This window comes from Cupriavidus sp. 05L411 (assembly GCF_056398045.1).
The window spans coordinates 1-26,118 of the sequence record NZ_JBFTOQ010000064.1 but is presented as its reverse complement, the minus strand read 5'-3'; the positions used below and the strand labels follow the sequence as shown (position 1 = coordinate 26,118).

The window sequence follows — 26,118 nt, the reverse complement described above, 5'->3', positions numbered from 1 at the left end:
ACGCTGGGCATTCCGCCCAACGCCGTGATGGCGCTGATGGTGGGCGCGATGACCATCCACAACATCCAGCCGGGCCCGCAGGTCATGACCAGCAACCCCGCGCTGTTCTGGGGCCTGATCGCCTCGATGTGGATCGGCAACCTGATGCTCATCATCCTGAACCTGCCGATGATTGGCGTGTGGGTGAAGCTGCTGACCGTGCCTTACCGCTTCCTGTACCCGGCCATTCTGGTGTTCTGCGGTATCGGCGTGTACTCGGTCAACAACCAGACCTTCGACGTGTTCATGGCAGCTGGCTTCGGCATCATCGGCTACCTGTTCCTGAAGCTCAAGTGCGAGCCGGCGCCGTTGCTGCTGGGCTTCGTGCTGGGACCGATGATGGAAGAAAACTTCCGCCGCTCCCTGCTGCTGTCGCGTGGCGAGTTCACGGTGTTCGTGACCCGTCCGCTGTCGCTGGGCCTGCTGATCGCAGCGGCTTCGCTGGTTGCCATCGTTGCCCTGCCTTCCATCAAGGCAAAGCGCGAAGAGGCATTCCAGGAAGAGTAGTCGTCAAGCCCCACCCGCGCCGGCCTTGTGCTGGCGCGCGCAATGCAAGAAATGGGGTGCCTCGTGCACCCCATTTTTTTAATGGGCGCGCCCGGTGCCGACCGGGCCGCTTGCAGGTAACACGCCCGGGTGCGCTCGCAGCGCCAGGGCTGCCTATGTAGATCTGCTCTATCGCACCGCTGGCTGGTGTGTCACAGGAGCCGCATGAGAGCGCCAACGCTAGACGGCTTCGTTTCGAAGCTGTATATCCTCAAGCTTGTCCAGTCGAGCCCGTCGACGGTCATGACGCTGGTCGACCGCCTGCGCGAGCATGGCGTGGAAAAGAACATCCGTTCGCTCAGGCCCATCCTGCGCAGCCTGATGATCGCGCGCGCGATCACGGCGGAGCTGGTGGAAGGCAGTGGCCGCGTCTATTGCATTACCGATAGCGGACGCGAAGAACTGCACAAATACCTGTCGCACCTCGACGTCCTGCAAAGCGACATCGAGCAGACGCGCTAGGACTGCCGTACCTGACCATCGCTCAGGCAGCCTCGCCCTCGGCCCACCGCGCCGGATAGAGCAGCAGGCTGACGGTCGTGCCCCGCTCCGAAGACGCAATCGACAACTCGCCGCCAATGGCGGCCGCGCGGCTGCGCATATTGGCCAGGCCGTGGCCCTGCGCGCCGGACTGCGCATCGAAGCCGCGCCCGTCGTCGCGGATCTCGATCAGGATGGCCTCGGCGCCAGCGCCCGCGAAGCTGCGCGCCACCACTTGCACCGTAGCGCCGCCGGCATGCTGCATCACATTGGAGAAGGCTTCCAGCAGCAGGTACTGTAGCTCGCGCACGATCTGCGGCGTCAGGCCGGCCACGGGCGGCAGCCGCTCCACTTGCCAGTCCACCCGCAGCTTCGCCGCCTCCAGGCGCGCCCGCAGCCGGTAGCGCAGGTTGCCCAGCACCACGGCGAGGTCGCCGCCGGTGTCCTGCATGGCATCCACCGAGAGCTTCAAGGCATCCAGCGCTTGCTGCAGATGTTGCTGCAGCACCATGGGCGAGCCATGGCCCGAGCGCAGCAGGCTGAGCGCCCCGACCAGCGTGCTGCCCAGGCCATCGTGCATGTCGCGCATGATGCGCCCGCGCTCTCGCAAGGTGGCCTGCTCGCGCTCGATCTCGCGTGAGTGCGCATAGAGCAGATGCAGCTCTTCTTCCTTTTGCGCAACCTTGCGGTCCAGGTTGCGGTTGAGCTCAGCCAGCGTGCTGGTGGTGCGCGTATAGCGGTCCACCAGCAGCCAGGCCATGCTGAGGCTGAACAGCTGGGAGACGTACTTGGTCAGCGAGGTGTCCCAGTAAAAATCGTTGCTGAACTGGATGCGGATCACGTCGGCGGTGCTCAGCGCGCTGGCCAGCGCCACCGTGGCGGCCAGCACCAGGCGCTCGCGGCTGGGGCGCCGCAGCGCCGCCCACGCCAGCGCCGTGGCGATGCCGCACGCCAGCAGCATGTTGACGGCCCAGTCGAACAGCTTGAGGCTGGGGGCGTTGAACAGGAATGTCATCACCACGATCAGCGGCAGCTTGATCCACAGGAAAGCGGTGACCAGCCACGCCGGCCACGGCGAGCGAACGTCGATGATGATCAGCGCGAACCGGGCGGTGGCCACGATGAACAGGGTCCGGCTGGCCAGCACCAGCACCTGCCACGCGTGCAGCGGCAACGGGGCGCTGTCCAGCAGGCGCTCGACCACGCTGACCGACCATGCGATCTCGGCTAGCGCATAGAGGCCGAACAACGGATCGCGCTGGCGCCACCAGATCAGCAGCGAGATCGCCGTCAGCAACAGGCTCAGCGCGGTGATCACCAACGGCCCGATCACGCGGAACCAAAGCGCGCCCAGGTAGTGCGAATGCACCAGCTGGCCCGGCCCGAACTCGACGCGCGACAGGCCGGCTTTGGCATTGGCGCGGGCGGCGATCGTGATCGTCAGCTCGTTCTCGGGCTGCAGCATGGCCTCGGGCACGGGGATGTACAAGGGGCGCTGGCCGCCATAGAGGGCAGGCGCATCCATGGCGCCGGAGGCAGCCAGCAGCTTGCCGTTGAGATGCATCTCGAAGCTGTTGGCCGCGCGCGCCAGGTATAGCGCGGGGATGTCCTGCCCGCTGCCGCGGTAGGGAAAGTCCAGGCGGTAGGTCGCCGTGCCGTCGCGGCCGGGGTAGATGCGGTCCCAGTCATGGGGCAGTGCGACCTTGCTCGGCTGTGGCGCCTGGCCTTGCCCGGCGCCGTCGGGGCGGACCACGGCCAGCGCTTGCTGCAGCACCCGCACCTGGTTTGCCGGGTCCGGCGCGGATGGCCGCGACGAATCCTGGCGCTCTGCGCCGCAGGCGGTGACCCCACAGCCCATGGCGAGCCACAGGGCACTCAGGCACACCAGCCGCAGGATGGGCAGCAGGGCCATCGCCATTGGCCTCAAAAGGTCTTCAACAGGCCAAGCTTGTGGGCTTCGAATACGGCCTCGGTGCGGGAGTTGACCGCGAGCTTGCCGTAGATGTTCTTGATATGCGCCTGCACGGTGTGCACGCTGATCGCCAGGTGCCCGGCGGTTTCCGCATAGGTATACCCGCGCGAGATCAGGTCGAGCACCTCGGTCTCGCGGGCGGATAGCGTCACGTCCATGCCAGGGGCGCCCTGCGCGTCCGGCGCCGGGATGCCAGGCACGCTGGCACTGCGCAGCCGGGTGATGACCTTGCGCGCGATCACCGGGCTCATCGGCGAGCCGCCGGCGCGCAAGGCCAGCACGGAGGCGCGCAGGTTGTCGTCCGACTCGTCCTTGAGCAGGTAGCCGGTGGCGCCCGCGGCGATGCTGGCCAGCACATTGGCCTCGTCGCCGAACATGGTGATCACCATGCAGTCGCAACGCGGGTGCAGCCGGCGCGCGTGGCGGATGACATCGATGCCGGACCCGTCCGGCAGCCCGAGGTCGCACAGCAGCACGTCGGGCTCGTGCGCGGCCAGCCACTCGCAGGCGCTGGCGCGCTGCGCGCAGGCCGCCATCACCTGGATGCCCGGCAAGCTGGCCAGCGCGCTTTGCAGGCGCGCGCTGGTGGCGGGGTCATCCTCGACCAGCAGGACGCGGATATCGGCTTCCGGGGCCGCAGACAGGTTCTGTGAGCGCATGGTTCAGGCTGAGGTAGTCTCGACTATGGCGCGCATTGGCGCGGGGCGGTACTCCATATTCATGGGATGGCGTCTGGCGGCTAATCGTAGCGCCGGCACCGGATACGGTCAAACCGCCGGCAGGCCGCGCCGCAGGCGTGGTGAAACCGCAGTTGAAGTTGAAGTTAAAGCCCCACCCCCACCCCCAACCCCTCAAGAAGTCATAACAACCTGATTCCGCCCATTCCGCTTAGCCTGATAAAGCCCAGCATCAGCAATCTCCACAATCCGGCTAAAAGGCAAATCCGCACCAGGCACGATCGCCGTGCCCCCAATGCTCACAGTCACATGCTGCCCCACCGGCGACCCGCTATGCGGCACCTGCAGGGAGTCGATCGCGCGCCTGACCTTCTCTGCCAGCAGCCGCGCCCCGCCGGGCGAGGTGGACGGCAGGATCATGGCGAACTCCTCGCCGCCGAAGCGCGCCGGAAGGTCCGCCGGGCGCGCGCAGTTCTCGCGGATCACGCGGGCCACGCGGCGCAGCACCTCGTCCCCGGCCACGTGGCCATAGGTGTCGTTGTAAGCCTTGAACGAGTCCACATCGATCATCAGCAGTGCCAGCTGGCTTTGCTCGCGATTGGCGCGCTTCCATTCGGCCCCGAGGTACTCGTCGAAATAACGCCGGTTCGACAGCCCGGTCAGCCCGTCCGAGTTGGTCAGCCGCTGCAGCTCCAGGTTGGTCTCGAGCAACTGCTGCTGGCTCTGGCGCAGCGCGCGGTAGGCCTCGTCGCGCTGCTGCAGGTTGAGGTACGAGCGCGAGTGATAGCGGATGCGCGCGACCAGCTCGATGGTGTCCGGCAGCTTGACCAGATAATCGTTCGCGCCGGCGGCGAAGGCCGCGCTCTTCATGAGCGGGTCTTCCTTGGTGGATAGCACGATGATGGGGATATCGCGCGTTGCCGGGTTGGCGCGGTAGCGGCGCACCAGCGTCAGGCCGTCGATGCCAGGCATCACCAGATCCTGCAGGATCACCGTGGGGCGGGTGCGCTCGGCCACGGCAACGGCTTCGTCAGGCTTGGCGCAATAGTGAAAATCGATATCGTGTTCGGGTTCCAGCTCGCGCCGTACCGCTTCGCCTACCATGGCCTGGTCGTCCACCAGCAGCACCATGGCCAGGTATTCATCCGGGCGCAGGGGCGCTCTAGGGGTTGTATCTTTAGACATTGTCTTCCTCGTGCTCTCCGACCTGGAGACGCTAACAGCATGATCCTGGCATGGCGGCGCAGGCGCGCGCGGCCAGGTTTGCATTGTGTTTCATGTTGTTAGCGCCTCTGTGCTACCCCTGGTTGTTGATGGCGTTGCATGCCCGTACGATGCGGGCGGCGATCTGCTGCAAAGGCAGGATTTCGCTGGCGGCCCCAATGGCGGCGGCGGCCTTGGGCATGCCGTAGACGGCACTGCTGGCCTGGTCCTGGGCGATGGTCAGGTAGCCGCGCTCGCGCATGGCCTTGAGGCCCAGCGCGCCGTCCCGGCCCATGCCGGTGAGCAGCACGCCCACCGCGTCACCGCGCCAGTGCTGCGCCACGGTCTCGAAAAACACATCGATCGAGGGCCGGTACAGGTAGTCGCTCGGCTCTTCGGTGTAGACCATGCGCGAGGCGCTGACCAGGCGCAGGTGGTCGTTGCTGCCAGCCAGCAGCACGGTGCCCGGCTGCGGCCCCTCGCCCTCGCGGGCCAGGCGCACCGGCAGCGCGCACTGCGCGTCCAGCCAGTCGGCCATGCCGGCCGCGAAAGTCTCGTCCACGTGCTGGACCGCGACCACGGCGGCGGTGAAGCCGGCCGGCAGGCCGCCCAGCACGGTAGCCAGCGCGGCCGGGCCGCCGGCTGATGCGCCCAGCGCGACAAGGCGCTCGGCACTGGCCTTGTGCCTTGGCGCCGCGGCCACGCGCGCGGGGCCGGTGCGGCCCTCCAGCAAGCGGCCGATATTGCGGATCTTGCGCAGCAGTGGGCCGCTTGCCAGTTGCGAATCCGGCTGGGTCAATGTGGGCGTGTCCACGGCGTCGATGGCGCCTTGTCCCATGGCATCGAAGACCTGGGTGGCGTTGCGGCCAAGGTCCATGGTCACCACCACGATGGCGCATGGCGTGGCAGCCATGATGCGGCGGGTGGCCTCGACGCCATCCATCACCGGCATCATCAGGTCCATCAGGATCAGGTCGGGCGTGCGCGCGGCGGCCAGGCGCACGGCGCTCTCGCCATCCTCGGCCACCCATGTGACCTCCAGCGCGGGATCGAGGGCGATGACGCGCCGCAGGGCGACCACCGCCAGGTGGGAGTCGTTGACAATGCCGATTTTCATGCGCGTGCTTCTCCAATCAGGTCTTGCACCGCATCGAGCAACGCGGCGTCCTGGAAGCTGCCCTTGGCCAGATAATAGTCCGCGCCGGCCTGCAGGCCGCGCTGGCGATCCTGCTCCCGGTCCTTGTAGGAGACCACCATCACGGGCAGGTGCATCAGGCGGGCCTCGCGCTTGATGCGGCTGACCAGCTCGATGCCGTCCATGCGCGGCATGTCGATGTCGGTGATGACCAGGTCGAAGGATTCCGCGCGCAGCACGTTCCAGGCATCCATGCCGTCCACCGCTACCGTGACGTCATAGCCGCGATTGGACAGGAGCTTGCGCTCCAGCTCGCGCACCGTGAGCGAATCGTCCACCACCAGCACGCGCTTGCGCCGCACCGGGGCTGCCTCCGCTGCGCGGCGGATGCGCTCGATCTTGCCCTCCGAGAGCAGCTTCTCCACTGAGCGGACCATATCCTCCACGTCGAAAATGAGCACCGGCGTGCCATCCTCGGTGAGGCTGCCAGCGGCGATGTCCTTGATCTTGCCCAGGCTTGCCACCAGGGGCTGCACCACCAGGATGCGCTCGCCCAGCAGCCGGTCCACCGCCACGCCGTAGGTACGTTCGTGATCGCCCAGGACCACCACCGGCACGGTGTCCTCGTCGCGCCGGGTCTCCGCCTGCTGCAGGACCTGTGCCGCGCTCACCAGCCCGACCTGGCGCCCGCCAAAGCGGAAGTGCTGGCGGTTTTCCAGCTGCTCGATGCTGCCGCGCTCCAGGTTGATGGCCTGTATGACATAGGCCAGAGGGAAGGCATAGGCCTCGCCGGACACCTCCACCAGCAACGCGCGCACCACCGACAAGGTGAGCGGCAACTCCAGGTGGAACTGCATGCCGCGCCCGCTTTCCTGGGTCAGGCGGATGCTGCCGCGCACCTGGCGGATCATGTCCTGCACGGCGTCGAGCCCGACGCCGCGCCCGGACACCTCGCTGACAGTGTCGCGCATGCTGAAGCCGGGCAACAGCAGGAAGTCGAGCAGCTCGGCCTGCGACAGCCTGGCCACGGTTTCCTCGGGTACCAGCTTGCGCTGCACGATGGCGGCGCGCAGGGCGTCGAGGTCCACGCCCGCACCGTCGTCGGCAATCACGATCATCAGCCGGCCGGCATTGTGGCGCGCGTTCAGCGTGATGCGGCCTTCGACCGGCTTGCCGGCGGCGCGGCGCGCCTCGGGCAGCTCGATGCCGTGGTCCACCGCGTTGCGCAGCAGGTGCGCCAGCGGCGCTTCGAGCTGTTCCAGGATGTCGCGGTCGACCTTGGTGCTCTCGCCGACCAGTTCAAGGTGCACTGCCTTGCCCAGCGAGCGCCCCAGGTCGCGCACCATGCGCGAGTAGCCGGTGAGCCCGTCGGCGAGGGGCCGCATGCGGCTGGCCAGCGCCCGGTCATAGAGCTGGTGCGAAAGCTGGCCGGTGCGGTGGTCGTACTGCTCCAGCTCCGTGACCCGGTGCGACAGTTGCTGGTGGCTCTCGCCCAGCAGGCGCTGTGCTTCTGCCAGCGCGGCGTGGGCGGCGGGATCGGCCGCGCTGGCCGCGAGCGTGACCTGCAGGGCGTCGAGTGCCTGCAGCGCGCGCATCTGTATGCGCCGGGTTTGCTGCAGGGCGTTGCCGAAGGGCTTGAGCCAGTGCGTCTCCACCATCGCCGCGCCCGACAGCGCCAGCAGCTGGTCCAGCGTATCGGCGCTGACGCGCAGCATGCGCTCCTGGGCCTCCGGCTCGCGGGGGGCTTCGCCGGGCGCGAACGTGGCTGGTGCCTTTGTCGCTCCGGTCGCTCCGGGGACCGTGTCGGCCGCCGGGCCATCGGGTGGCGCCGGGTGGATGGCCTCTGTCACCGTGGCCTCTGGCGCGCCCGCGGATGCACTCCCGGGCGTTGCTGCGGCTGAGGCATGACCCGTGGCCCAGGCGTCGGAGTCCACCTCCTCGCCGGCCAGCAGCGCGGCCATGCGCAGCACCAGCGCATCGACCTCGGCCTTGCCGTCCCGCTCGGCCCAGTCCAGATCGCCGCCGGGCGGGCAGCCCAGCCGCAGCAGGAGGTCGGTGCCATGCAGCAGGGTGTCGATATGCACGGGGCGCAGCAGCAGCTCGCCGCGCTGGGCGGCCACCAGGCAGTCTTCCATCACGTGTGCCACGCGCACGCCGCCATCCAGGCCGACGATGCGCGCGGCACCCTTGAGCGAATGCGCGGCGCGCATGCACGCTTCGAGCTGCTCGGCAGCGGTGGGGTCGCGCTCCAGCGCCAGCAGGCCGGTGTTGAGGACTTCAGCTTGCGATTGCGCTTCCAGCGCGAACAGCTCAAGCAGCGAGGCGTCGCGCAACTGGTCGGGGTTCATGCCAGGCTCCGCTTCAAGGCTTGTTGCAGCAGGGCCGGGTCGAGCAAGCCCACCGTGCGTTGGCCGCTTGTCAGCAGTGCCCGGGTGTAATGCGCCGAGGCGCGTGACAAGGTGGTCGGCAAGGGCTGCAGGTCGGCTTCGGCGATCCGTTCGATACCGGTGACTTCATCCACAGGCAGCGCGATGGCGGTACGGCCCTGGCCCAGCACCAGCAGCCGGGCGCCGTGCCCGGCGCTGCCTTTGGCATTGGCGGCGGCGTTGGAGGCGGCGCCGGCGGCAGGGTCCTGCCCGAGCAGCCGTGCCAGCGAGATGCATACCAGCAGATTGCCGCGCACGCTGGCCAGGCCCAGTACCGCGGCGTGGCGGCGGTGCGGCAGCGAGTGCACGGGGCAGGGCGCGGTGACCAGCGCCAGCGCGCCCGCGGGCAGCGCCAGCCATTCGTCGCCGATGCGAAACACCAGGCATGACATGGCAGGCCCGCGCGCGGTGGCATTGGCATGAACGGCGTGGCCGTCCGGCAGGCTGACTTCGCCGGTGGGCAGGTTGTCGAGCAGTGTGAGCGCCGCGCGCGAATAGGTTGGGCAGTTGCGGCAATGGATGTGCGCGGCCAGCAGCGGACAGCTGCCATCGCCCAGCACGCCGATGCGGCGCCAGCAATCGTCGACGGCGACCGTAACGGTGCCCATGCCGGGCGGCTGGCCATGTGCGGCCAGGGGGTGCGATGCGGGCTCAGCCATGACGGATCGGGGTCTTGCGCTGTGCGCGGTTTCTCAGGCGGGCCGAGGCCGCGCCGTCGCCTTCCGCTTCCAGGATGGCAGCCATATGGTAGAGCGCCTCCTGGTGGGCCGGGTCAAGGTAAAGCGCGCGGCGATAGGACTCGCGCGCGTCGGCGGGACGGCCGGTGGCATCGTAGAGCACGCCCAGCAGGCAGTAGCCGGCAGCCGACGGACCTTGCGCGTCCAGGTGCGCCACGCAGGCCGTCACCGCGGCGGCCAGTTCGCCGCGATCGGCGAGCTGGGAGATCCGGGACAGCGCCTCGGCGCCGGCCTTGGCCCGTTCGGCCGCTTTGTCGGTGGCGGGGGCGCCAGGTGCCGGTGCCGGGGGGGCCAGCACGCCGATGGAACCCGCCTGGCCGCGTGCGGCCGGCGGTCTCGGGGGCAGTGGCGGCTGCGGCCACGGTTGTGGGGCGGCCCGGGCTGGCGCACTCGGGTGCGCAGGGTAGCGCGGCATTGCCGGCGTGGCGCTGCCCGGCTGGTGCGCGCTGCGCCGGGTAAAGGCAAAGGCGAGCGGCACGCCCGCCGAGATAAAGCCGTGCCGCGTAAGCAGGCTGGCCTCAGCCGGGCCGACAAAGAGCATGGCATCCTGCCGGCTAAGCCGTTCCAGCATCTTGAGTGAACGGCGCTGGGTCGGCGCATCGAAATAGATCAGGAGGTTGCGGCAGAACACAAAGTGGTAGGGCGGTTCATTGGCCATCAGCCCCGGGTCGAGCAGGTTGCCGCGCAGCAGCCGCACTTTAGCGCGCACGTTGGCCTTGAGCGCGTAGCCACCCGCGCAGGGGGTGAAATGCCGGTCACGGAAGTCCAGCGGGGCACCCCGGAAGGAGTTGTTGCCGTATTGCCCGATGCGCGCGCGCTCCAGCGAGCGGGCGCTCACGTCCACGGCATCGACCTGGAAGCGTTGCTCCGGCACGCCGGCGTCCAGCAGCGCCATGACAATCGAGTATGGCTCTTCGCCGGTCGAGCAGGGCACGCTGAGGATGCGCAAGGGCGCGGCGCCGTCCGGCGCGCGATCACTGCCGAAGACCCGCATGGCGGCGAAGCGGCCGAGCGCCAGCAGCGCTTCGCGATGGCGGAAGAACCAGGTCTCGGGGACCACCACGGCTTCGATCAGCGACTGCAGTTCGCCCGGGTGCGAGTGCAGCAGGTTCCAGTACGCGTGGTGGTCGGGCACCGCGGCCGCTGCCAGGCGCTCGCGCAACGCGCGCTCGATCATGCCGGGGCCGACGGTGGCGGCGTCCAGGCCAATGCGCTCCTTGAGCAGCGCTTCGATATGGGAGGCGGTGGTCATGGCCCTGGCGCGGTGGCGTCAGCCGCCGGCAGATCGGGGAATAGCCTTGCGTGCACGTCGTCGGGCAGCAGGGCATCGACCTTGATCCACTGCACCAGCCCCTGGCTGCCGCTGCGTACGGGCCCCAGGTAGCGGGCCGGGGCAGCGTCCACGCCGCTGTCGATAAACTCGGCGGGCTCGCAGCGCAGCGTCTCGGTGGCGTACTCCAGCCGTAGCCCGAGCAGGCGCGCGGGCGCCTCCGGGTGCCGGCGGTAATGCACCAGTACGGTGCGTGTACTGGTCCGGCTGGCGACCGGCGTGCCGATGGCCAGCGTATTGATGTCGATGACCGGCACCACCTGGCCGCCCCGCGCCAGCAGCCCGCTGACCCAGGCCGGTGCCTCGGGCAAGTGCTTGAGCGTGGTCAGCGGCAGCACTTCGACGATCTCCTTCGCGTCCAGCGCGTAGTGGTCGGGCCCGATGCGAAAGAGCAGGAAGAGTTTCATGGGGTGGCGTGGATGCCCGGGGCGCTCAAGGTGCGCTCAAACCTTGAAGCGCGACACGCCGGTGCGCAGGTCGTTGGCGACCAGCGTCAGCTCGTCGATCGCCTGGCTGGACTGGCGCAGGGATTCCACCGTCTGCTGGGCCGCCTCGGACAGCTGCATCAGGGCCTGGTTGATCTGTTCCGCGCCGCCCGCCTGGGCTTGCATGCCCTCGTTGACCATCTGCACGCGCGGTGCCAGCGACTGCACCTGGCCGATGATCTGGGAGAGCTGGTCGCCCACCTGGGTCACCTCCGACATGCCGCGCCGCACTTCCTCGGAGAACTTGTCCATGCCCATCACGCCCGCCGCCACCGCTGACTGGATCTCGCGCACCATCTGCTCGATGTCGTAGGTGGCCACCGCGGTCTGGTCGGCCAGGCGGCGGATCTCGGTGGCGACCACCGAGAAGCCGCGCCCGTACTCGCCAGCCTTTTCGGCTTCGATGGCAGCGTTGAGCGACAGCAGGTTGGTCTGGTCCGCAACCTTGGCGATGGTGGTGACCACCTGGTTGATATTGCCCGCCTTCTCGTTCAAGGTGGCCAGCTTGGCGTTGACCGAGCCGGCGGCTTCCATCACATGGTGCATGGTGGCTTCCATGCGCGACAAGCTGGCCTGGCCGGTGCCGGCCAGGCCGGCGGTCTGCTCGGCGGCGCCGGAGACTTCGGTCATGGTGCGGACCAGGTCGCGCGAGGTGGCGGAGATCTCGCGCGAGGTGGCGCCGATCTCGGTGGTGGTGGCCGCCGTTTCGGTGGCGGTGGCCTGCTGCTGGCGCGCGGTGGCGGCGATCTCGTTGACCGAGGTGGTGACCTGGATGGCCGAGCGCTGGGCCTGCCCGACCAGCGTGGTGAGGTCGCCGGTCATCTGGTTGAAGCCCTGCTCGACTTCCAGGAACTCATCCTTGCGGTTTAGCGACAGGCGCTGGCGGAAGTCGCCGCCACGCATGTCGGCGAGCTGCCTGACGATCGAGCGCATCGGCACCGTAATGGAGCGGAACAGCAGGTAGCCGGCCACCAGCGACTCCAGAAGGGCGGCGATCAGGGAGACCTCGATGCTGATCTTGGCCGTTTGCACCGCCTGGTTGATGCTGCTGGCGCCTTCCTCGGCCACTTTGTTGTTATCTTCCAACAGTGCTTGCACGGCCGTGCGGCCTTCGGTCCAGGCTGCGTGGATGGGTCCGCGCAGCTTGGCCTCGGCGGCGACGACCTCCAGGCCGGTCGCCGCGAACAGCGGCGCTGAAAGCTCGTCATAGTGCCGGCGCAGTTCCCGGTATTTCTCGAAGCGCTCGCGATCGTCGGCGCGCCGGATCGATTCGGCGTACTTTGCCTCCAGGCCGTCCAGCCGCTTGAGCAGGGCCGAGTTGGCCTCGGCGTATTGCCGGCGCTCGGCGTCATTGGCCGCGGTCACGCTCTGCCAGGCCAGCACATAGGTCTCGCCCCAGGCGCCGCGCATCGCGGTGCTGTAGTAGAGTCCCGGGAGCGCATCGTCGCGCAGCGCATTCGCATGGGTCTGGATGGCCGACTGGCGGTCATAGGCGACCACCGCCGTGAGTAAAATGACCGCCAGGATGAAGGCAAAACTTGCCAGGATGCGCGTGCGGATGGTCCAGTGAGTCACGGTGCGGTTTCCCGTTGCTTATTCTTGTCGGAAGGCGGTCCATGACCGGCCGGGCGCACGGGAATCGGCGCGCGTGCGCGGGCCGGGCGCGAGCGGCCGGTTGGTAGCGGCGTAGGGTACTGTAAGGCCCCGGTCATTTCAATGGCGCCCGCGCAGCGGCAGGGGATTCGGTGCGTTGCAACTTGTTGCCGCAACATATCGTTTAACTCGGCTTGATTTTTTCCTGGTTTTAGTCACACTTGCCAAATAGACAGATCGGACCGATGTCGATAATCACGAACAGGGCAGGCATGGTGGCCAGGTCAGAGGCGAAGGCCGGCGCCCCGCCAAACGCGGACATTGATCCGCTGACGGGCGTAGCGTCGCGCCAGGCATTCTTGAACACGCTGGAAGGCCGCCTGCGCACGGAGGCTTCCCCGCGCTGCTCGCTATTGCTGCTTGGCATCGACGATTTCCGTGCGTTCAATGACATGCATGGCCATGCCGAGGGCGACGAGATCCTGCGCCGGGTGGCCCGCCGCCTGCGTGACGCCTCGCCGCGCGACGCCATCCTGGGGCGGGTCGGCGGCGACGAGTTCGCCGTCTTGCTGCCTTCCATTGCCGATCCCACCCTGGTGCGCCACGTCAGCGCCGCCATCCTTTCGCTGCAGACCGAGCCCCACGAGTACGGCAACCGGCGCCACCACGTGCTGGCCAGCCTGGGCGCCTGCGTGATGCCTGCCGGCGGCGACAATGCCTCCGATGCCCTGGCCTCGGCCAGCCTGGCTCTGGGCCGGGCCAAGCGCGACGGCGGCCGCACCATCCGCTTTTTCAAGCCGCAGATGCGCACCGACGTGACAACCCGCCTGTCGCTGGTGCAAGCGCTGCGCGACGCCTACGCGCAGCGCCAGTTCGAGCTGCTGTACCAGCCCCAGATCGACCTGCGCGACGGCCGCGTGGTTGGCGCAGAGGCGCTGATGCGCTGGCGCCATCCCACCCAGGGCCTGCTGACGCCGGCCAGCTTCATCGATGCGCTGGCCGCCAGCAGCGTGGCGGCGGACGTCGGCGTCTGGCTGCTGCACACCGCCTGCGCCCAGGCGCGCATGTGGTCGCTCGGGTTTGCCGACGCACCGCGGGTGGCCATCAACCTGTTTGCCGCGCAGCTTAGCGAGAGCCGGCTGCTGACCGAAGTCCGTCACGTGCTGCGCGAGCTGGCACTGGCCCCGGAGCGGCTGGAGCTGGAGATCACCGAGACCATCGCCCTGCAGCAGGGCGACGAGTTTTCCGGGCAGTTGCAGACCCTGCGCCGCGACGGAGTGACCCTGACCTGCGACGATTTCGGCACCGGCTACGCCTCGCTCAGCTTCCTCAAGTCCTTCCCCGTGGACCGTATCAAGATCGACCAGTCGTTTATCCGCAATGTCACGCAGAACCCGGTTGACGCCGCCATCGTGCGCGCCATGGTGAACGTCGGTGGCAGCCTGGGCATCGGCGTGGTGGCCGAGGGCGTGGAAACCGTCGAGCAGCGGGATTTCCTCGCCGAGAACGGCTGCCATGAAGTCCAGGGCTACCTGTATGGCAGGCCCATGTCCGCCGACAAGTTTACCGAGTTCCTGCAGCAGTCCGCCGCCCGCTAAGCCGGGCCGGCCGTGCCTTTCCCCTATCGCCGGCGTCCGGCGCCGATGCGCAATTGTTTCCAGCTTTGTCCTGAATGCGCTGGCCCGCCGTGGCCCCAGCGCGGGCCGGGGGCCACGGCGGGCGGCGCGCAGCCAAATCGTGCCTTCCCGGCGCGGCTGCGTTGGGGAAACAAGGGAAATATGTGCTTACAAAGTCAAGTGCGCCAGTCCGGCGGCCCGGCGTTATCGGAAGTATGGTGACAGCAGGGGCGGCAGGTGTTGGCCCGCGCGCCTATTTTGACCAAGAGGTATCCACATGTTCCCTGACCGCAAGCTTGGCCCGCGTGCGCGCCTCCTGTTCCTGGCCGCCAGCCTCGTTTTAGTCACTTGGCAACTGCCAGCGCTGGCGCAATCCGCCGATCCCACCGACCGCATCGCCACCGTGACCGATGCCGCCGGCAACCTGAGCTTTGCCCCTGCGGGGTCGGACGACTGGGCGCAGGCCGCGCTGAACCGGCCGATCACCACCGGCGACCGCCTCTGGGTTGACAACGGCGGGCGGGCCGAGCTGCACGCCGGCTCCACGGCGATCCGCCTAGGTAGCGGCACCGCCGTGACCGTGCTCAATCTCGACGACAGCGCTACCCAGGTCAAGCTGACCCAGGGCACGCTGCAATTGCGCGTGCGTGCGCTGCCGCCCGACCAGCCGGTCGAGATCGATACGCCCAACCTGGCCTTCGTGCCGCGCGAGCCGGGCGACTACCGGCTGGACGTGGCGCCTGACGGCAGTTCCACGGTCGTCACCATGCACCACGGCTCGGCCATGCTGTACGGCGACAACCGCTCGCTGGAAATGCGGCGCGGCGAGCAAGTGCGCTTCGGCGGCACCGACCTGGCCGAGGCCGGCCGCGCTGCCAACCCGCCCATGGACGGCTTCGATAGCTGGACCATGGCGCGCGACGCGCGGGAGGACCGCTCGCCGTCCGCTCGCTACGTGGCGCCTGAAATGACGGGCTATGCCGCGCTGGACGATTACGGCGACTGGCAGGAAGACCCTGGGTATGGCGCCGTATGGTTCCCGCGCGTGGTGGCCGCGGACTGGGCGCCCTATAGCGCTGGCCACTGGGCCTGGGTGGCGCCATGGGGATGGAGCTGGTGCGACGATGCGCCGTGGGGCTTCGCCCCGTCCCACTATGGGCGCTGGGCCCGCGTTGGCGACCGCTGGGGATGGATGCCGGGCCCGAGGGTGGGCCGCCCGGTCTACGCCCCCGCGCTGGTTGGCTTTATTGGCGGCGGTCCAGGCAGCGGCCCCGGCGTGGCCTGGTACCCGCTAGGCCCGCGTGAGGCATATCGCCCGGTCTATGGCGCCAGCCCGGCCTACATCACGCGCATCAACCATTTCACCGTCAACAATGAGGTGATCGAGAACCATATCCGGAACACCTATATCAACCGGAACGTGCCGGGCGCCATCACCGGCATGCCGGCACGCGCCTTCGTGCAAGGCCAGCGTGTGCCGCCGGGCGCGCACGGCATGGCATGGCGCAACCTACCGCAGGGCGAGGCCAACGGCGCGCCGCCGCTGGCGCCCGTCAAGGCCAGCCTGACCGGCGCGGCGCCCGCGCGGCCGGCCCCGGCGGCAGTCATGCAGGGCTTTGCGCGCCCCGCCATAGCGGCGCGAGCGCCCGGCCGCCCGGCCGACGATGATCTGGCCCAGCGCTTTGCCCGCGCTGGCGGCACCGTGCCCGGCGCCGGCCCGGCATGGCAGGGTGGGCGCAATGCCCCGGGCGGCGGCCAGGCCATGGCACCTGCCCCGGTCCGGCTGAGCCAGGCGGCACCGGGATATCACGGGCGCAACGGGGCAGGCCAGACGCCCGGCGGGCCGGGGACACCGAACGGCGGGAATCCGGCAAATCAAGGCAATCCAGCCTTCGGGCCGCAGCGCGCGGAAGGCGGCGCCCGTGCGCCCGTGCCGCAAGGCCTGGTGGGTACCGACCATGGCGGGCAGCCGCCCGCGCAGGGCGGCGATCCGCGCATGCGCGGCTGGACCACGCGGCCGGAGCAGGCGCACGGCCAGCCGCCGCAAAATGGCCAGTCGGCCGCGCAGCTCCAGCAGGCGCAGCAGATCCAGCAAGCCCAACAAGCCCAGCAGCTTCAGCAACGCCAGGCTGAGCAGCGCGGCATGGTGCAGCAGAACGGCCGGACCCTGCAAACCGACCCGCAAGCCATGGCCCGCCAGCAGCAGGACATGCAGCGCCAGCAGCAGGAGCGGCAGATGGGGGACCAGCAACGGGCGCAGCAACAGCAGCAGGAGATGCAGCGTCAGCAGCAGCAACGACAGGCTGGTGACCAGCAGCGGGCCCAGCAAGCGCAGCAACAGCAGCAGGAGATGCAGCGTCAGCAGCAGCAAAGACAGGCTGGCGACCAGCAGCGGGCCCAGCAAGCGCAGCGCCAGCAGCAGGATATGCAGCGTCAGCAGCAAGAGCAGCAGCGCCACCAGCAGGACATGCAGCGCCAGCAACAGGAGCAGCAACGCCAGCAGGAGCAGCAGCGCCAGCAACAGGTCATGCAGCGCCAGCAGCAAGACCAGCAGCGCCAGCAGCAGGAGCAGCAACGCCAGCAGCAGCAACAGCAACAGCAACAGCAACAGCAACAGCAACAGCGCCAGCGCCAGCAGCAGGAACAGCAGCGCCAGCAGCAGGAGTTGCAGCGCCAGCAACAGCACGCCGCGCAGCCGCAGTCAGTTCAGCACGTGGCGATACAGCAGCAACCGCATGCCCAAGGGCAGGCAGACAATCCACAAGAGCACGGGCGTGAGGTTCACTGAGCCGGCACAGACAGCCGGCACCCGAATCCGGGTGTCGGCCGCGTTGCCGGCCTTGCTGGTCTACTTAGCCAGTTCCGACAGGCGCACGGGCGCGATCTTGCCGTTCTGCACCCAGCCCACCACGGTGTCGGCAACGGTGCCGCCCTTGGCGTCGATGCTCTCGATTTCGTTGGGGTTGGCATCCTTGGCCAGCGTCTTCACCGCCTCCGGCATCCTGGCCCGGATCGCGGCCACGTCGCTGGTGGTGCCGGCTAGCTTCATGGCGCCGGCCAGCGCGTAGACCATGGTGTAGTTGAGCGACATCTCGGTGGTGGCGTCGCGCCCGTCATGCAGCTTCTTGTATTTGCTGTTGTAGGTTTGCGCGGCCGGGCGGGCATCGTTGGCCAGCGGCATCACACCGATGGCGCCTTCGAGCATGGCCAGGCCGTTGGTGACCTTGGCCATTTCATCCAGCTTGGCCTGGTCCATCACGATGAAGCCGCCCTTGAAGCCCAGCTCGCGCGCTTGCTTGACCACCAGCGCGGTCGGCTCGGACGGGCCGCCGACAAACATCACGTCGGGCTTGTCGGCCAGCACGCGTGACACGCCGCTGTAGAAGTCGGTGGCCTTGGTGTAGGACATCGGGTTGTTGGCCACCACCTTGCCGCCAGCGCCTTCCCAGGCCGGCACAAACGCCTGCACCCAGGCCTTGGCGTAATCGTGGTCGGCCGGGGCCAGCGCTACGTTCTTGCCGTAGCGCTTCATCTGCGCCTTGATGAAGGGATCGATATAGCCGGTGTAGGACGGTGGGATGCGGATGGTCAGCTTGTTGCCGGTGTCCGTGATGCGCGGCACGCTGGAGTAGGCCATCACCAGGAACTTCTCCTGCTCGTTGAAGGCCTGCAGTGCAAAGATGCCGCCCGAGTGCGGCACGAACACGGCGGGCGTCTTGTATTGCTGCACCAGGCGGCGCGCGTTGATGGCGGCTTCGGCGGGGGCGTACTTGTCGTCCAGCGAGACCACTTCCAGCTTGACCTTCTTGCCTTTGACCTCAAGGCCCGAGGCGTTGATTTCGTCCACTGCCATCTGGATGCCGGACAGGACGTTCTTGCCGTACAGCGCGGCGCCGCCGGATAGCGGGCCGGTGTAGCCGAGTTTGACGACTTCCTGTGCGAAGGCGGTGCCGGATGCCATCAGGGTGGCTATGGCGGTGGCGGCTAGGGGGAAGAGGCGGCGGATCGTTTTGGTTTGCATTTGGCTGTCTCCAGTTGTGTTTGCACTGCGTTCGTTCTTGCCTGCTGGTTCTGGTCTTGCTCCCCTCTCCCCCTGAGGGGAGAGGGAGTAACTGCCGTCGTCACTTCCAACGGCTTTGGCGCGCTCTAGCCACCGATATAAGCGCGGCGAATCCCTTCATCCTTTAGCAGCGTGTCGCGGTCGCCTTGCATCACGATGCGGCCGCTCTCGATCACATACGCGCGGTGGGCGATGCCCAGCGCCGCATAGGCGTTCTGCTCGGCCAGCAGCACCGTGGTGCCCGCGCGGTTGATGCGCTGGATCACCTCGAACATCTGCTTGACCACCAGTGGCGCCAGGCCCAGCGATGGTTCGTCGAGCAGCAGCGTGCGCGGGCGTCCCATCAGCGCGCGGCCGAGCGCCACCATCTGCTGCTGTCCGCCAGACAGAGAGCCGGCCGGATCGTCTTTTTTCTGCCGCAGGATCGGGAACATCTCGAAGACGTCTTCCAGCGAGCGCTTGATGCCGGCCGAGTCGCGCCGGTGCACGTAGGCGCCCAGCGTCAGGTTCTTCTGCACGCTCATGGCGGGAAACAGCTTGCGCCCCTCAGGACAATGCACCAGTCCCGCCTGCACGATCTGCGAGGGCTTCATGCCGGCCAGCTCGCGGCCGTCAAAGCGCATGCTGCCGCCGCTGGTGCGGTGGATGCCGCTGAGCGCCATGAAGATCGAGCTCTTGCCGGCCCCGTTGGCGCCCAGCAGCACCACCAGCTCGCCGGCGGCGGCGTTCAGCGTGATGTTGTCGAGCGCGCGAAAGCTCCCGTACGAAAGCGAAACGCGTTCAAGCTGCAACATGGTCGGCTCCCAGATAGGCTTCGATGACCTGCGGGTCTTGCTGGATCTGCGCGGGCGACCCCTCGGCGATTTTCTCGCCGTAGTTCAGCACCATGATCTTGTCGGCCAGCCGCATGATCATGTCCATCTTGTGTTCGATCAGGCAGACCGTCTTGCCGTGGCGGACCATCTTGCGGATCAGCTCGGCCAGGCCCACGGTCTCCTCGGGGTTCACGCCACCCGCGGGCTCGTCGAGCAGCAGCAGTTCGGCATCGGTGGCCAGCGCCAGCGCAAAGGCCACGCGCTTGCGCTCTTCCTGCGTGATGTCCGCCGCCACTTCATGCGCGAGGTGCGCCAGGCCCACGAAGTCGAGCGCGTCCTCGGCCTTGGCGCGGCACAGCCGTTCTTCCTCGCGCAGCCGGCGCGAGTTGAAGATCACGTCGGCCAGCCCCGCTTGCGTGCGCAGCCGGTGGCCCACGATCAGGTTGTCCAGCACGGTGGCGCGGTCGAACAGGTGCGTGGCCTGGAAGGTGCGGGCCACGCCGAGCCGGGCGATCTGATCGGCGCGCAGGCCGGCCACGTTGCGGCCCTTGAGCAGGATCTGCCCGGAGGTTGGCGCATGGGTGCCCGCGATCAGGTTGAAGAAGGTGGTCTTGCCCGCGCCGTTGGGGCCGATGATGGCGTTGATATGGCCCGTCTCGAAGGTGATCGAGACATCGTGCACGGCGCTCAGGCCGCCGAATTTCTTGGTCAGGTTGCGGATCTCAAGCATGGTCGGCCCCTGCGTTCGCAGCGTTTGCATTCGGGTTGCCGGCGACGGGCGCGTCGGCCGGGTGCGCGCGGCTTGTGCCGCCGCGGCGTGCGGCGGCGGCGCGGCGTGCCTGGCGCTTGGCCCACGAGCCCACGATGCCGTCCGGCACGAAAATGATCAGCAGCACCAGCACCGGCCCGAACACCAGCATGCGGTAGTCCTGCAGGAACTGCAGCGTCTGCGTGACCCACGGCACCAGCACCGCGCCCAGCAGCGGCCCCAGCAGCGTGCCGGTGCCGCCCACCAGCATCGCCATCACCATCTCGAAGGTCAGGTCGGTGCGCGCGATGTCCGGCCCGAGAAAACGCACCTGGCCCGCGTACAGCGCGCCGGCAAATCCGGCATAGCCCACCGACAGCACGAACGACAGCACCTTGGTGCGCATCAGGTTGATGCCGAGCGCCTCCGCCAGCGCGTCGCTGTTGCGCACCGCCATGAAGCTGCGGCCCAGCAGCGAAGTGACGATGCGGTGCATCAGGAAGGTGCCCGCCACCAGGAAGAACAGCACCAGGTAGTACTGCGCCTGCACGTTGTCGAACGCGAGCGGGCCGACCGAGGCCGGCACCGGAATGCCGATCAGGCCCACGGTGCCGTGCGTCAGGTTTTCCCACTTCTCGATCAGCAGGTAGATGATGTAGCCGATGCACAGCGTGAAGATCGAGAAGTAATGGCCTTTGAGCCGCAGCGATACCACGCCGACGAAGTAGCCCACCACCATGCACACCACGCCGGACAGCACGAACGCCGCCCAGAACGGCACCTGGTGATCCACCGTGAGAATGCCCAGCGTATAAGCGCCGATGGCCATGAAGCCACCGTGCGCCAGGTTGAGCTGGCCGGTATAGCCCGTGATCAGGTTCAGCCCCAGCGTGGCGATGGCGTAGATGAAGGCCAGCGTCATCACCGTCAGGTAGTAGCTGTTGGGCGTGACCAGCGGGAACGCGATGGCCAGCGCCAGCAACAGGGCCCAGCCGGTCTTGCCTTGCAGTGTCTTTGTCATGGTGCGCTCCTTATGCGGCCTTGCCGGCAAACAGGCCTTGGGGCCGGATCGACAGGATGAGCACCAGCAGCGCAAAGGCGATGATGTCCTTGTAGTCCGTCGAGACGTAGAAGCCGCCGAAGCTCTCGGCCATGCCGATGATCAGCCCGCCCACGATGGCGCCGGGAATGCTGCCCATGCCGCCGAGGATGATGATGACGAAGGCCTTGGTGATGACCAGGTTGCCCATGCTCGGGTAGACCAGGTTGATCGGCGCGTAGAGCGTGGCGGCAATGGCGGCGAGCGCGCCCGAGATGGCAAACACCAGCAGCGTGACACGCGTGGCGTCGATGCCAACCAGCGCCGCGCCCTCGCGGTTCTGCGCCATCGCCACGATGGTGGAGCCGGTCACGGTGCGGGTGAGGAACAGGTGCAGCAGCACCATCAGCCCGAAGGCGGCGGCGATGATCAGCAGCCGTTGCGCCGGCGCGGTCAGGCCCATCACTTCCACCATCTGGCCGTAAGGCGTGGGCATGCGATGGAAGTCCGCGCCCCACATTGCTTGCGCGCCGGCTTCGAGGAACAGCATGATGCCGATGGCGGCGATCATGTCGTGCAGCTCCGGCGCGTTGCGCAGCGGATGGAACACCAGCCGGTCGGCCAGCATCGACAGCGCGGCCACCGCGATGGCGGCGGCGCCCATCGCCAGCCAGTAGTTCATGCCCAGCGACGTCATCAAGTAGTACGAGACGTAGGCGCCTGCCATGTAGAAGGCGCCATGCGCGAAATTGGGCACGTGCAGGATGCCGTAGACCAGCGTCAGGCCCAACGCCACCAGGCTATATACGCCGCCCAGCGTCAGGCCGTTGAGGACTTGTTGAAGAAACAATGTCACGGGCTTACCTCATGCGACTTTTCGAATCACGAACGAAGGCACGCAAGCCGCGCTGCGGGCTGCGTGGAAATGGCGGCGCCGCGCAAAAAACAATGCGGGGGCCACTTGGTCAGGCGGGGCGAAAGTCAGCCGCGGGGCGGTGCGGCCTGGTGAATGGCGTGATGCATGCTTGGTCTCCTGTGCGATGCGAATGGCCTGCCGTGCAGGCCCCGGGTGCGGTGTCGTCGTGTACCGTGAAGCGCTACGCATGTCTGCGTAGGTATGTTCCAGCACGATCGTTCGTTTTCATTGACTGTTGCATACGGCCTGAGGCACAGTCAAGAAATACGGAATAGTCTTCCGCACAGCGAAATAGCCGGCTTACCTCCGGCCCGCCATCTCCAGAGGCGGCCACAGGTCTGCTTCCCGCACTCAGTAGCCAAGCGTTATCGCCACGTATGAAGCGCACCTCGTCGATCCCGCTCTCGCCCGCCTCCTCCGCTTCCTTGCCCGGCGGCGCGCATGCCGCGCCTGTGCGCGCCGCCGATGCGCCGCACGACGGCGGCGAACCAGACATCGATCGTGACGACCGCAATTTCGTCACCGCGCTGGCGCGTGGGCTGGACCTGCTGCGCGCCTTCGGTCCGCACGACGATTACCTTGGCAATGCGGAGCTGGCGCGGCGCGCCGGCATCCCGCGCCCCACGGTTTCACGCCTGACCTACACGCTCACCCGCCTGGGCTACCTGATCTACTCGGCGTCGCTGGAGAAGTACCGGCTCGGCCAGGGCGCGATGGTGCTTGGCCAGCGTTACCTCGCCGGCTCGGGCATCCGCGAGATCGCGCAGCCGCTGATGCAATCGCTGGCGTTTGCCACCGACTGCACGGTGGCGCTTGCCACATCGGACCGCCATGAGATGGTGTACCTGGAAGTCTGCCAGCCGCGCGGCGCGCTGGTAATGCGGCTGGCACCCGGCTCGCGCCTGCCCACGGCCACCTCCGCCATCGGCCGCGCGTGGCTGGCCGGGCTGGAGCCGGAGCGGCGCGCCGCCGTGCTGGCCGACCTGGAGCGCCACTACGGCGCGCGCTGGCCCGCGATCCGCATCAAGCTCGAGCGCGCGCTGCGCGACTACGCCAAGCGCGGCTTCTGCCTGGCCCACGCGGAGTGGGACCGCACGGTCAGCGGCGCGGCCGCGCCCGTGGTGCTCGAAGACGGCGCGGAAGTGCTGGCCATCAACATCGGCGGCGCGGCCACGCGGCTGACGCCGGAAATCCTCGACGGCAATCTCGGCCCGCGCATCCGCGAACTGGCCGAAGCGCTGCAGAGCCGTCTGTGGCAGGGGCGTGGATAGCTGTGCCATGCGCGCCATCGATGCCATCGCCACGTATCGCTTTCTCACGGCCCCAGGGCCACACATCTAGCTGGCAATACAGACATAGCAAACAAAGGAGACAAAGATGGAGATTCGCAACAAGACCGTCGTGGTGACGGGTGCCGCCACCGGCATCGGGCGCGCGCTGGCGCTGGCGTTTGCCGCCGGCGGCGCGCGCGGCGTGGCCGTGGCCGACCTGGATGGCAAGGGCGCGCAGGCGGTAGCCGAGGAAGTGGCCAAGGCCAGCCCGGACTGCCAGGTGTTCGCGCAGCAAACCGACGTGGCCGACGCTGCCGCCGTGCAGGCGCTGGCCGATGAGGCCACGCAACGCTTTGGCCAGATCGATGTGTTCTGCTCCAACGCCGGCATCATCCTGCGCAAGGGCCTGGATGCCAGCGCCGAGGAATGGCAGCGCATCTGGGAGATCAACGTCATGGCCCACATCCACGCCTCGCGCGCGGTGCTGCCGCAGATGCTGGCGCGCGGCGATGGCTATTTCGTCAACACCGTCTCCGCCGCCGGCCTGCTGTCGCAGATCGGCTCGGCGCCTTACGCCGTGACCAAGCACGCCGCCATCGGCTTTGCCGAGTGGCTGTCGATCACCTACGGCGATCGCGGCATCAAGGTCAGCTGCATCTGCCCGCAGGGCGTGCAGACGCGCATGCTGTTCGGCGAGGATGGCGAGCGCAAGGGCTTCCTGCAGGCCGGCTCGGTCACGCCCGAGCACGTGGCACAGGTCACGCTGGAAGGCGTGAAGGACGAGCGCTTCCTGATCCTGCCGCATCCGGAAGTGCTCGAGTATTACCAGCGCAAAGGACAAGATTACGATCGTTGGCTAAAGGGAATGCGCCGGCTGCACGATAAAGTGATGGCGGAGTTCGGCGGCACGGTGGTTTAAGCGTGGCGTGAAACCCCGCGCAACGTTCAGAACAGTCAGAACAGTCAGTTGACGCTGCCGGCGCACGGGTGCAAGGCTTCGCCCCTTTGCGCTGGTAGCGTGCAAGATCAGTCCGACATCAGAATAAAACCGAACATCGGGAGACACACCATGCATTGCAAACCTTTCGCAGCTGCCGTCCTGGCCGCCTGCGCCACCTTCGCTGTGCCCTCGGCCCATGCCGACACCTATCCTTCCAAGCCCATCCGGATGGTGGTGGGCTTTCCCAGCGGCGGCGCACCTGACATCCTGGCGCGCATTTTCTCCGAAAAAATCTCACCCTCGTGGGGCCAGCCCGTGGTGGTGGACAACAAGCCGGGCGCAGGCGGCAACATCGGCGCCGAGGCCGTCGCGCATGCCGCGCCGGATGGCTACACGCTGGCGCTGGGCACGGTCGGCACGCACTCCATCAACGGTGCGCTCTACAGCAAGATGCCGTACGACATGGTCAAGGATTTCACCCCGGTGATCCTGGTCGCCTCCACGCCCAACGTGCTGGTGGTCAACCCTTCCGTGCCGGCCAAGAACGTGGCCGAGCTGATCGCGCTGGCCAAGGCCAAGCCGGGCGCCCTGACTTTCGGCACGCCGGGCATCGGCACCTCGCCGCACGTGGCGGGCGAGATGTTCAACTCCCTGGCCGGGGTCAAGCTCACCCACGTGCCCTACAAGGGCCGCGCCATGGCCATTCCCGATCTGCTCGGCGGCCATATCAGCATGATGTTCGACAACCTGCCGTCGGCGCTGCCGGTGATCAAGGAGGGCAAGGTACGGGCGCTTGGCGTGACCAGCGCGAAACGCTCGCACTCGGCGCCGGATATTCCCACGCTGGCAGAGCAGGGGCTGCCCGGGTTTGATGCGGACTCGTGGTTTGCGATTTTTGCACCGGCGAATACGCCCAAGGATGTGATCGCCAAGCTGAACACCGAGCTCAACCGGATTTACCAGCTTCCCGATGTGCAAGCCAAGCTCAAGACCTTGGGGCTGGATCCGATTCTTGGTACGCCGGAGAAGTTGGCGGGTTATCAGAAGGTTGAGATTGCCAAGTGGGCTAAGGTGGTGAGGGATTCGGGGGCTAAGGCGGAGTAAAGGTGTTGGTTTTTGGGGGCAGGGGCTATACGACATTGGTCTTTGGGGTTGGTCGCTGTTTCTTTTGGCGGCGATGGTTTTTGGACCCAAGGGCCATACGACATCGCCCAGCAGGGGGTTTCGCTGTTTATTTCATCGGCGTTGGTTTTTGCACCCAAGAGCCATACGACATCCCCCTGCGGGGGCTGCCGGTCACTCTTCTTTGCGTCGGCAAAGAAGACTAACGAGAAGAAAGCCGACCCTGCCGGGCGCAGAGCAATCGGGCTTGTGGGCGTAGGTGGTTGCGTCGTACGGCCCGGAGTGCTGGCTAGCGAATCCTACCGGCCCCAAGGACATCATTTTTGCATGAGCCATGGGTTACGTCGTGCAGCCCCTGACCTCGCTTGCGGTGCCCGTTCGGCCATCTGCCGTTCGCGGTGCGAGGGGCTGCGCCGTTTCGGGTGTGGCTGGTTTCGTGGTTTTGTCTCGGAGGACGAGCGCCATGGGTGCGAGCGCGGCCCTCGCGCACGGGCCACGGTGCCCACCACGAAACCAGAGGGGGGTGAAGCAAGGTGCCGGTAGCCCCGGTACGGCAGGGCATCAAATACCCGGGCGCCCGCCGTCAGAGACAAAACCACGAAACCACCAAGGCAGGCAGGATCGTGGTGCTGCGCACCGCGAACGGCAGATGGCCGAACGCGCACCGAGCAAAGCGATCAGGGGCACCACCACGTGACCATTGGGTCATGCATTTTCGATGCCCTCCAAGCCGGAATGGCAAAGGCCAGCCAACACTGCGGGCCGTACGACGCAACCACCGAGGCAAAAACAGCCTGATTGCTCTGCTCCCGGCAGGGTCGGTGTACGAATCAACCACATGGGTAACAAACGAGTTCACTCACATGGGTAACACTTTGATTGTCAGGTAGTGCTGCTTCGCCTGGCGTTCATCAATCAATCCTATGGCAATGGGGCCGAAGTGCACACGCCATATCCCATCGGCAACT

The 26,118-nt window shown here is 67.4% G+C and carries 21 protein-coding genes; 7 read left to right on the top strand and 14 right to left on the bottom strand.

The annotated features are described in order from the left end of the window. Positions 1 to 546, top strand: a 546-nt coding sequence (locus AC1DQR_RS37120; protein WP_309406046.1) for a tripartite tricarboxylate transporter permease, incomplete at its 5' end; no start/stop codon positions are given. Between the two features lie 204 nt (positions 547 to 750). Next, positions 751 to 1,047: a helix-turn-helix transcriptional regulator gene (locus tag AC1DQR_RS37115; RefSeq protein WP_043356716.1), complete on the top strand. Its 297-nt coding sequence runs from the start codon at positions 751 to 753 to the stop codon at positions 1,045 to 1,047. Positions 1,048 to 1,069: 22 nt separating this feature from the next. Here AC1DQR_RS37115 and AC1DQR_RS37110 read toward each other — a convergent pair whose 3' ends face one another. From AC1DQR_RS37110 to AC1DQR_RS37070, 9 genes are all read right to left on the bottom strand, one after another. Continuing rightward, positions 1,070 to 2,977 (bottom strand): sensor histidine kinase, encoded by a 1,908-nt coding sequence (locus tag AC1DQR_RS37110; protein WP_416051679.1) that lies wholly within the window; start codon positions 2,975 to 2,977, stop codon positions 1,070 to 1,072. 11 nt (positions 2,978 to 2,988) lie between these two features. Continuing rightward, entirely contained in the window at positions 2,989 to 3,696 is a 708-nt protein-coding gene (locus AC1DQR_RS37105; protein ID WP_416051680.1) for a response regulator transcription factor, read from the bottom strand. A gap of 192 nt (positions 3,697 to 3,888) precedes the next feature. Beyond that, complete coding sequence (locus AC1DQR_RS37100) at positions 3,889 to 4,899, bottom strand: diguanylate cyclase (protein ID WP_416051681.1); 1,011 nt, start codon at positions 4,897 to 4,899, stop codon at positions 3,889 to 3,891. Between the two features lie 112 nt (positions 4,900 to 5,011). Then, positions 5,012 to 6,034, bottom strand: a complete 1,023-nt coding sequence (gene cheB / locus AC1DQR_RS37095) for a chemotaxis response regulator protein-glutamate methylesterase (RefSeq protein ID WP_416051682.1) — start codon at positions 6,032 to 6,034, stop codon at positions 5,012 to 5,014. Then, positions 6,031 to 8,400: a hybrid sensor histidine kinase/response regulator gene (locus AC1DQR_RS37090; protein WP_477134842.1), complete on the bottom strand. Its 2,370-nt coding sequence runs from the start codon at positions 8,398 to 8,400 to the stop codon at positions 6,031 to 6,033. Before AC1DQR_RS37090 ends, cheB begins: the two co-directional genes overlap by 4 nt. Beyond that, entirely contained in the window at positions 8,397 to 9,137 is a 741-nt protein-coding gene (locus tag AC1DQR_RS37085) for a chemotaxis protein CheW (protein ID WP_416051684.1), read from the bottom strand. The genes AC1DQR_RS37090 and AC1DQR_RS37085 overlap by 4 nt, the downstream gene beginning before the upstream one ends. Next, positions 9,130 to 10,467 carry a CheR family methyltransferase gene (locus AC1DQR_RS37080; RefSeq protein ID WP_416051685.1) on the bottom strand — a complete coding sequence of 446 codons (1,338 nt, stop codon included), beginning with the start codon at positions 10,465 to 10,467 and terminating at the stop codon, positions 9,130 to 9,132. The genes AC1DQR_RS37085 and AC1DQR_RS37080 overlap by 8 nt, the downstream gene beginning before the upstream one ends. After that, positions 10,464 to 10,952: a chemotaxis protein CheW gene (locus AC1DQR_RS37075; protein WP_416051686.1), complete on the bottom strand. Its 489-nt coding sequence runs from the start codon at positions 10,950 to 10,952 to the stop codon at positions 10,464 to 10,466. Before AC1DQR_RS37075 ends, AC1DQR_RS37080 begins: the two co-directional genes overlap by 4 nt. A 36-nt stretch (positions 10,953 to 10,988) precedes the next feature. Further along, on the bottom strand, positions 10,989 to 12,605 hold the full coding sequence (locus AC1DQR_RS37070; protein ID WP_416051687.1) for a methyl-accepting chemotaxis protein: 1,617 nt from the start codon (positions 12,603 to 12,605) through the stop codon (positions 10,989 to 10,991). Positions 12,606 to 12,895: 290 nt separating this feature from the next. Here AC1DQR_RS37070 and AC1DQR_RS37065 point away from each other — a divergent pair, with 290 nt between their 5' ends. Together AC1DQR_RS37065 and AC1DQR_RS37060 are read left to right on the top strand one after the other, a co-directional pair. Further along, positions 12,896 to 14,221 (top strand): putative bifunctional diguanylate cyclase/phosphodiesterase, encoded by a 1,326-nt coding sequence (locus tag AC1DQR_RS37065; protein WP_416051688.1) that lies wholly within the window; start codon positions 12,896 to 12,898, stop codon positions 14,219 to 14,221. A gap of 295 nt (positions 14,222 to 14,516) precedes the next feature. Further along, positions 14,517 to 17,027: a DUF6600 domain-containing protein gene (locus AC1DQR_RS37060; RefSeq protein WP_477134841.1), complete on the top strand. Its 2,511-nt coding sequence runs from the start codon at positions 14,517 to 14,519 to the stop codon at positions 17,025 to 17,027. 60 nt (positions 17,028 to 17,087) lie between these two features. On the opposite strand, the gene AC1DQR_RS37055 is transcribed toward AC1DQR_RS37060, so the two are convergent. The 5 genes from AC1DQR_RS37055 to AC1DQR_RS37035 all read right to left on the bottom strand — a co-directional run bounded on the left by AC1DQR_RS37055 (position 17,088) and on the right by AC1DQR_RS37035 (position 21,757). Beyond that, the gene (locus tag AC1DQR_RS37055; protein WP_174425293.1) at positions 17,088 to 18,260 is read right to left on the bottom strand and encodes an ABC transporter substrate-binding protein; all 1,173 of its coding nucleotides are present in this window, start codon (positions 18,258 to 18,260) and stop codon (positions 17,088 to 17,090) included. Between the two features lie 125 nt (positions 18,261 to 18,385). Beyond that, a complete protein-coding gene (locus AC1DQR_RS37050; RefSeq protein WP_150993387.1) occupies positions 18,386 to 19,093 on the bottom strand; it encodes an ABC transporter ATP-binding protein in 708 nt (235 codons plus the stop codon). Further along, a complete protein-coding gene (locus AC1DQR_RS37045) occupies positions 19,080 to 19,844 on the bottom strand; it encodes an ABC transporter ATP-binding protein (RefSeq protein WP_477134840.1) in 765 nt (254 codons plus the stop codon). The genes AC1DQR_RS37050 and AC1DQR_RS37045 overlap by 14 nt, the downstream gene beginning before the upstream one ends. After that, the gene (locus tag AC1DQR_RS37040) at positions 19,837 to 20,883 is read right to left on the bottom strand and encodes a branched-chain amino acid ABC transporter permease (RefSeq protein WP_416051691.1); all 1,047 of its coding nucleotides are present in this window, start codon (positions 20,881 to 20,883) and stop codon (positions 19,837 to 19,839) included. Before AC1DQR_RS37040 ends, AC1DQR_RS37045 begins: the two co-directional genes overlap by 8 nt. 10 nt (positions 20,884 to 20,893) lie before the next feature. Next, positions 20,894 to 21,757, bottom strand: coding sequence for a branched-chain amino acid ABC transporter permease (locus AC1DQR_RS37035; RefSeq protein WP_150993602.1), 864 nt, complete (start codon positions 21,755 to 21,757; stop codon positions 20,894 to 20,896). A 437-nt stretch (positions 21,758 to 22,194) separates the two neighbouring features. Here AC1DQR_RS37035 and AC1DQR_RS37030 point away from each other — a divergent pair, with 437 nt between their 5' ends. The 3 genes from AC1DQR_RS37030 to AC1DQR_RS37020 all read left to right on the top strand — a co-directional run bounded on the left by AC1DQR_RS37030 (position 22,195) and on the right by AC1DQR_RS37020 (position 25,132). Beyond that, positions 22,195 to 23,088: an IclR family transcriptional regulator gene (locus tag AC1DQR_RS37030; RefSeq protein ID WP_416051692.1), complete on the top strand. Its 894-nt coding sequence runs from the start codon at positions 22,195 to 22,197 to the stop codon at positions 23,086 to 23,088. 106 nt (positions 23,089 to 23,194) lie between these two features. Then, positions 23,195 to 24,007, top strand: coding sequence for an SDR family oxidoreductase (locus AC1DQR_RS37025; protein ID WP_150993598.1), 813 nt, complete (start codon positions 23,195 to 23,197; stop codon positions 24,005 to 24,007). 150 nt (positions 24,008 to 24,157) lie between these two features. Continuing rightward, positions 24,158 to 25,132 carry a Bug family tripartite tricarboxylate transporter substrate binding protein gene (locus tag AC1DQR_RS37020; protein WP_416051694.1) on the top strand — a complete coding sequence of 325 codons (975 nt, stop codon included), beginning with the start codon at positions 24,158 to 24,160 and terminating at the stop codon, positions 25,130 to 25,132. Positions 25,133 to 26,118: the final 986 nt, after the last annotated feature.

Coding starts and splice junctions, on each gene's coding strand:
- AC1DQR_RS37080 (WP_416051685.1), bottom strand. CDS start 10,467: ATGACCACCGCCTCCCATATCGAAGCGCTGCTCAAGGAGCGCATTGGC.
- AC1DQR_RS37100 (WP_416051681.1), bottom strand. CDS start 4,899: ATGTCTAAAGATACAACCCCTAGAGCGCCCCTGCGCCCGGATGAATAC.
- AC1DQR_RS37030 (WP_416051692.1), top strand. CDS start 22,195: ATGAAGCGCACCTCGTCGATCCCGCTCTCGCCCGCCTCCTCCGCTTCC.
- AC1DQR_RS37055 (WP_174425293.1), bottom strand. CDS start 18,260: ATGCAAACCAAAACGATCCGCCGCCTCTTCCCCCTAGCCGCCACCGCC.
- AC1DQR_RS37065 (WP_416051688.1), top strand. CDS start 12,896: ATGGTGGCCAGGTCAGAGGCGAAGGCCGGCGCCCCGCCAAACGCGGAC.
- AC1DQR_RS37090 (WP_477134842.1), bottom strand. CDS start 8,400: ATGAACCCCGACCAGTTGCGCGACGCCTCGCTGCTTGAGCTGTTCGCG.
- AC1DQR_RS37115 (WP_043356716.1), top strand. CDS start 751: ATGAGAGCGCCAACGCTAGACGGCTTCGTTTCGAAGCTGTATATCCTC.
- AC1DQR_RS37020 (WP_416051694.1), top strand. CDS start 24,158: ATGCATTGCAAACCTTTCGCAGCTGCCGTCCTGGCCGCCTGCGCCACC.
- AC1DQR_RS37075 (WP_416051686.1), bottom strand. CDS start 10,952: ATGAAACTCTTCCTGCTCTTTCGCATCGGGCCCGACCACTACGCGCTG.
- cheB (WP_416051682.1), bottom strand. CDS start 6,034: ATGAAAATCGGCATTGTCAACGACTCCCACCTGGCGGTGGTCGCCCTG.
- AC1DQR_RS37045 (WP_477134840.1), bottom strand. CDS start 19,844: ATGCTTGAGATCCGCAACCTGACCAAGAAATTCGGCGGCCTGAGCGCC.
- AC1DQR_RS37040 (WP_416051691.1), bottom strand. CDS start 20,883: ATGACAAAGACACTGCAAGGCAAGACCGGCTGGGCCCTGTTGCTGGCG.
- AC1DQR_RS37085 (WP_416051684.1), bottom strand. CDS start 9,137: ATGGCTGAGCCCGCATCGCACCCCCTGGCCGCACATGGCCAGCCGCCC.
- AC1DQR_RS37110 (WP_416051679.1), bottom strand. CDS start 2,977: ATGGCCCTGCTGCCCATCCTGCGGCTGGTGTGCCTGAGTGCCCTGTGG.
- AC1DQR_RS37025 (WP_150993598.1), top strand. CDS start 23,195: ATGGAGATTCGCAACAAGACCGTCGTGGTGACGGGTGCCGCCACCGGC.
- AC1DQR_RS37105 (WP_416051680.1), bottom strand. CDS start 3,696: ATGCGCTCACAGAACCTGTCTGCGGCCCCGGAAGCCGATATCCGCGTC.
- AC1DQR_RS37050 (WP_150993387.1), bottom strand. CDS start 19,093: ATGTTGCAGCTTGAACGCGTTTCGCTTTCGTACGGGAGCTTTCGCGCG.
- AC1DQR_RS37060 (WP_477134841.1), top strand. CDS start 14,517: ATGTTCCCTGACCGCAAGCTTGGCCCGCGTGCGCGCCTCCTGTTCCTG.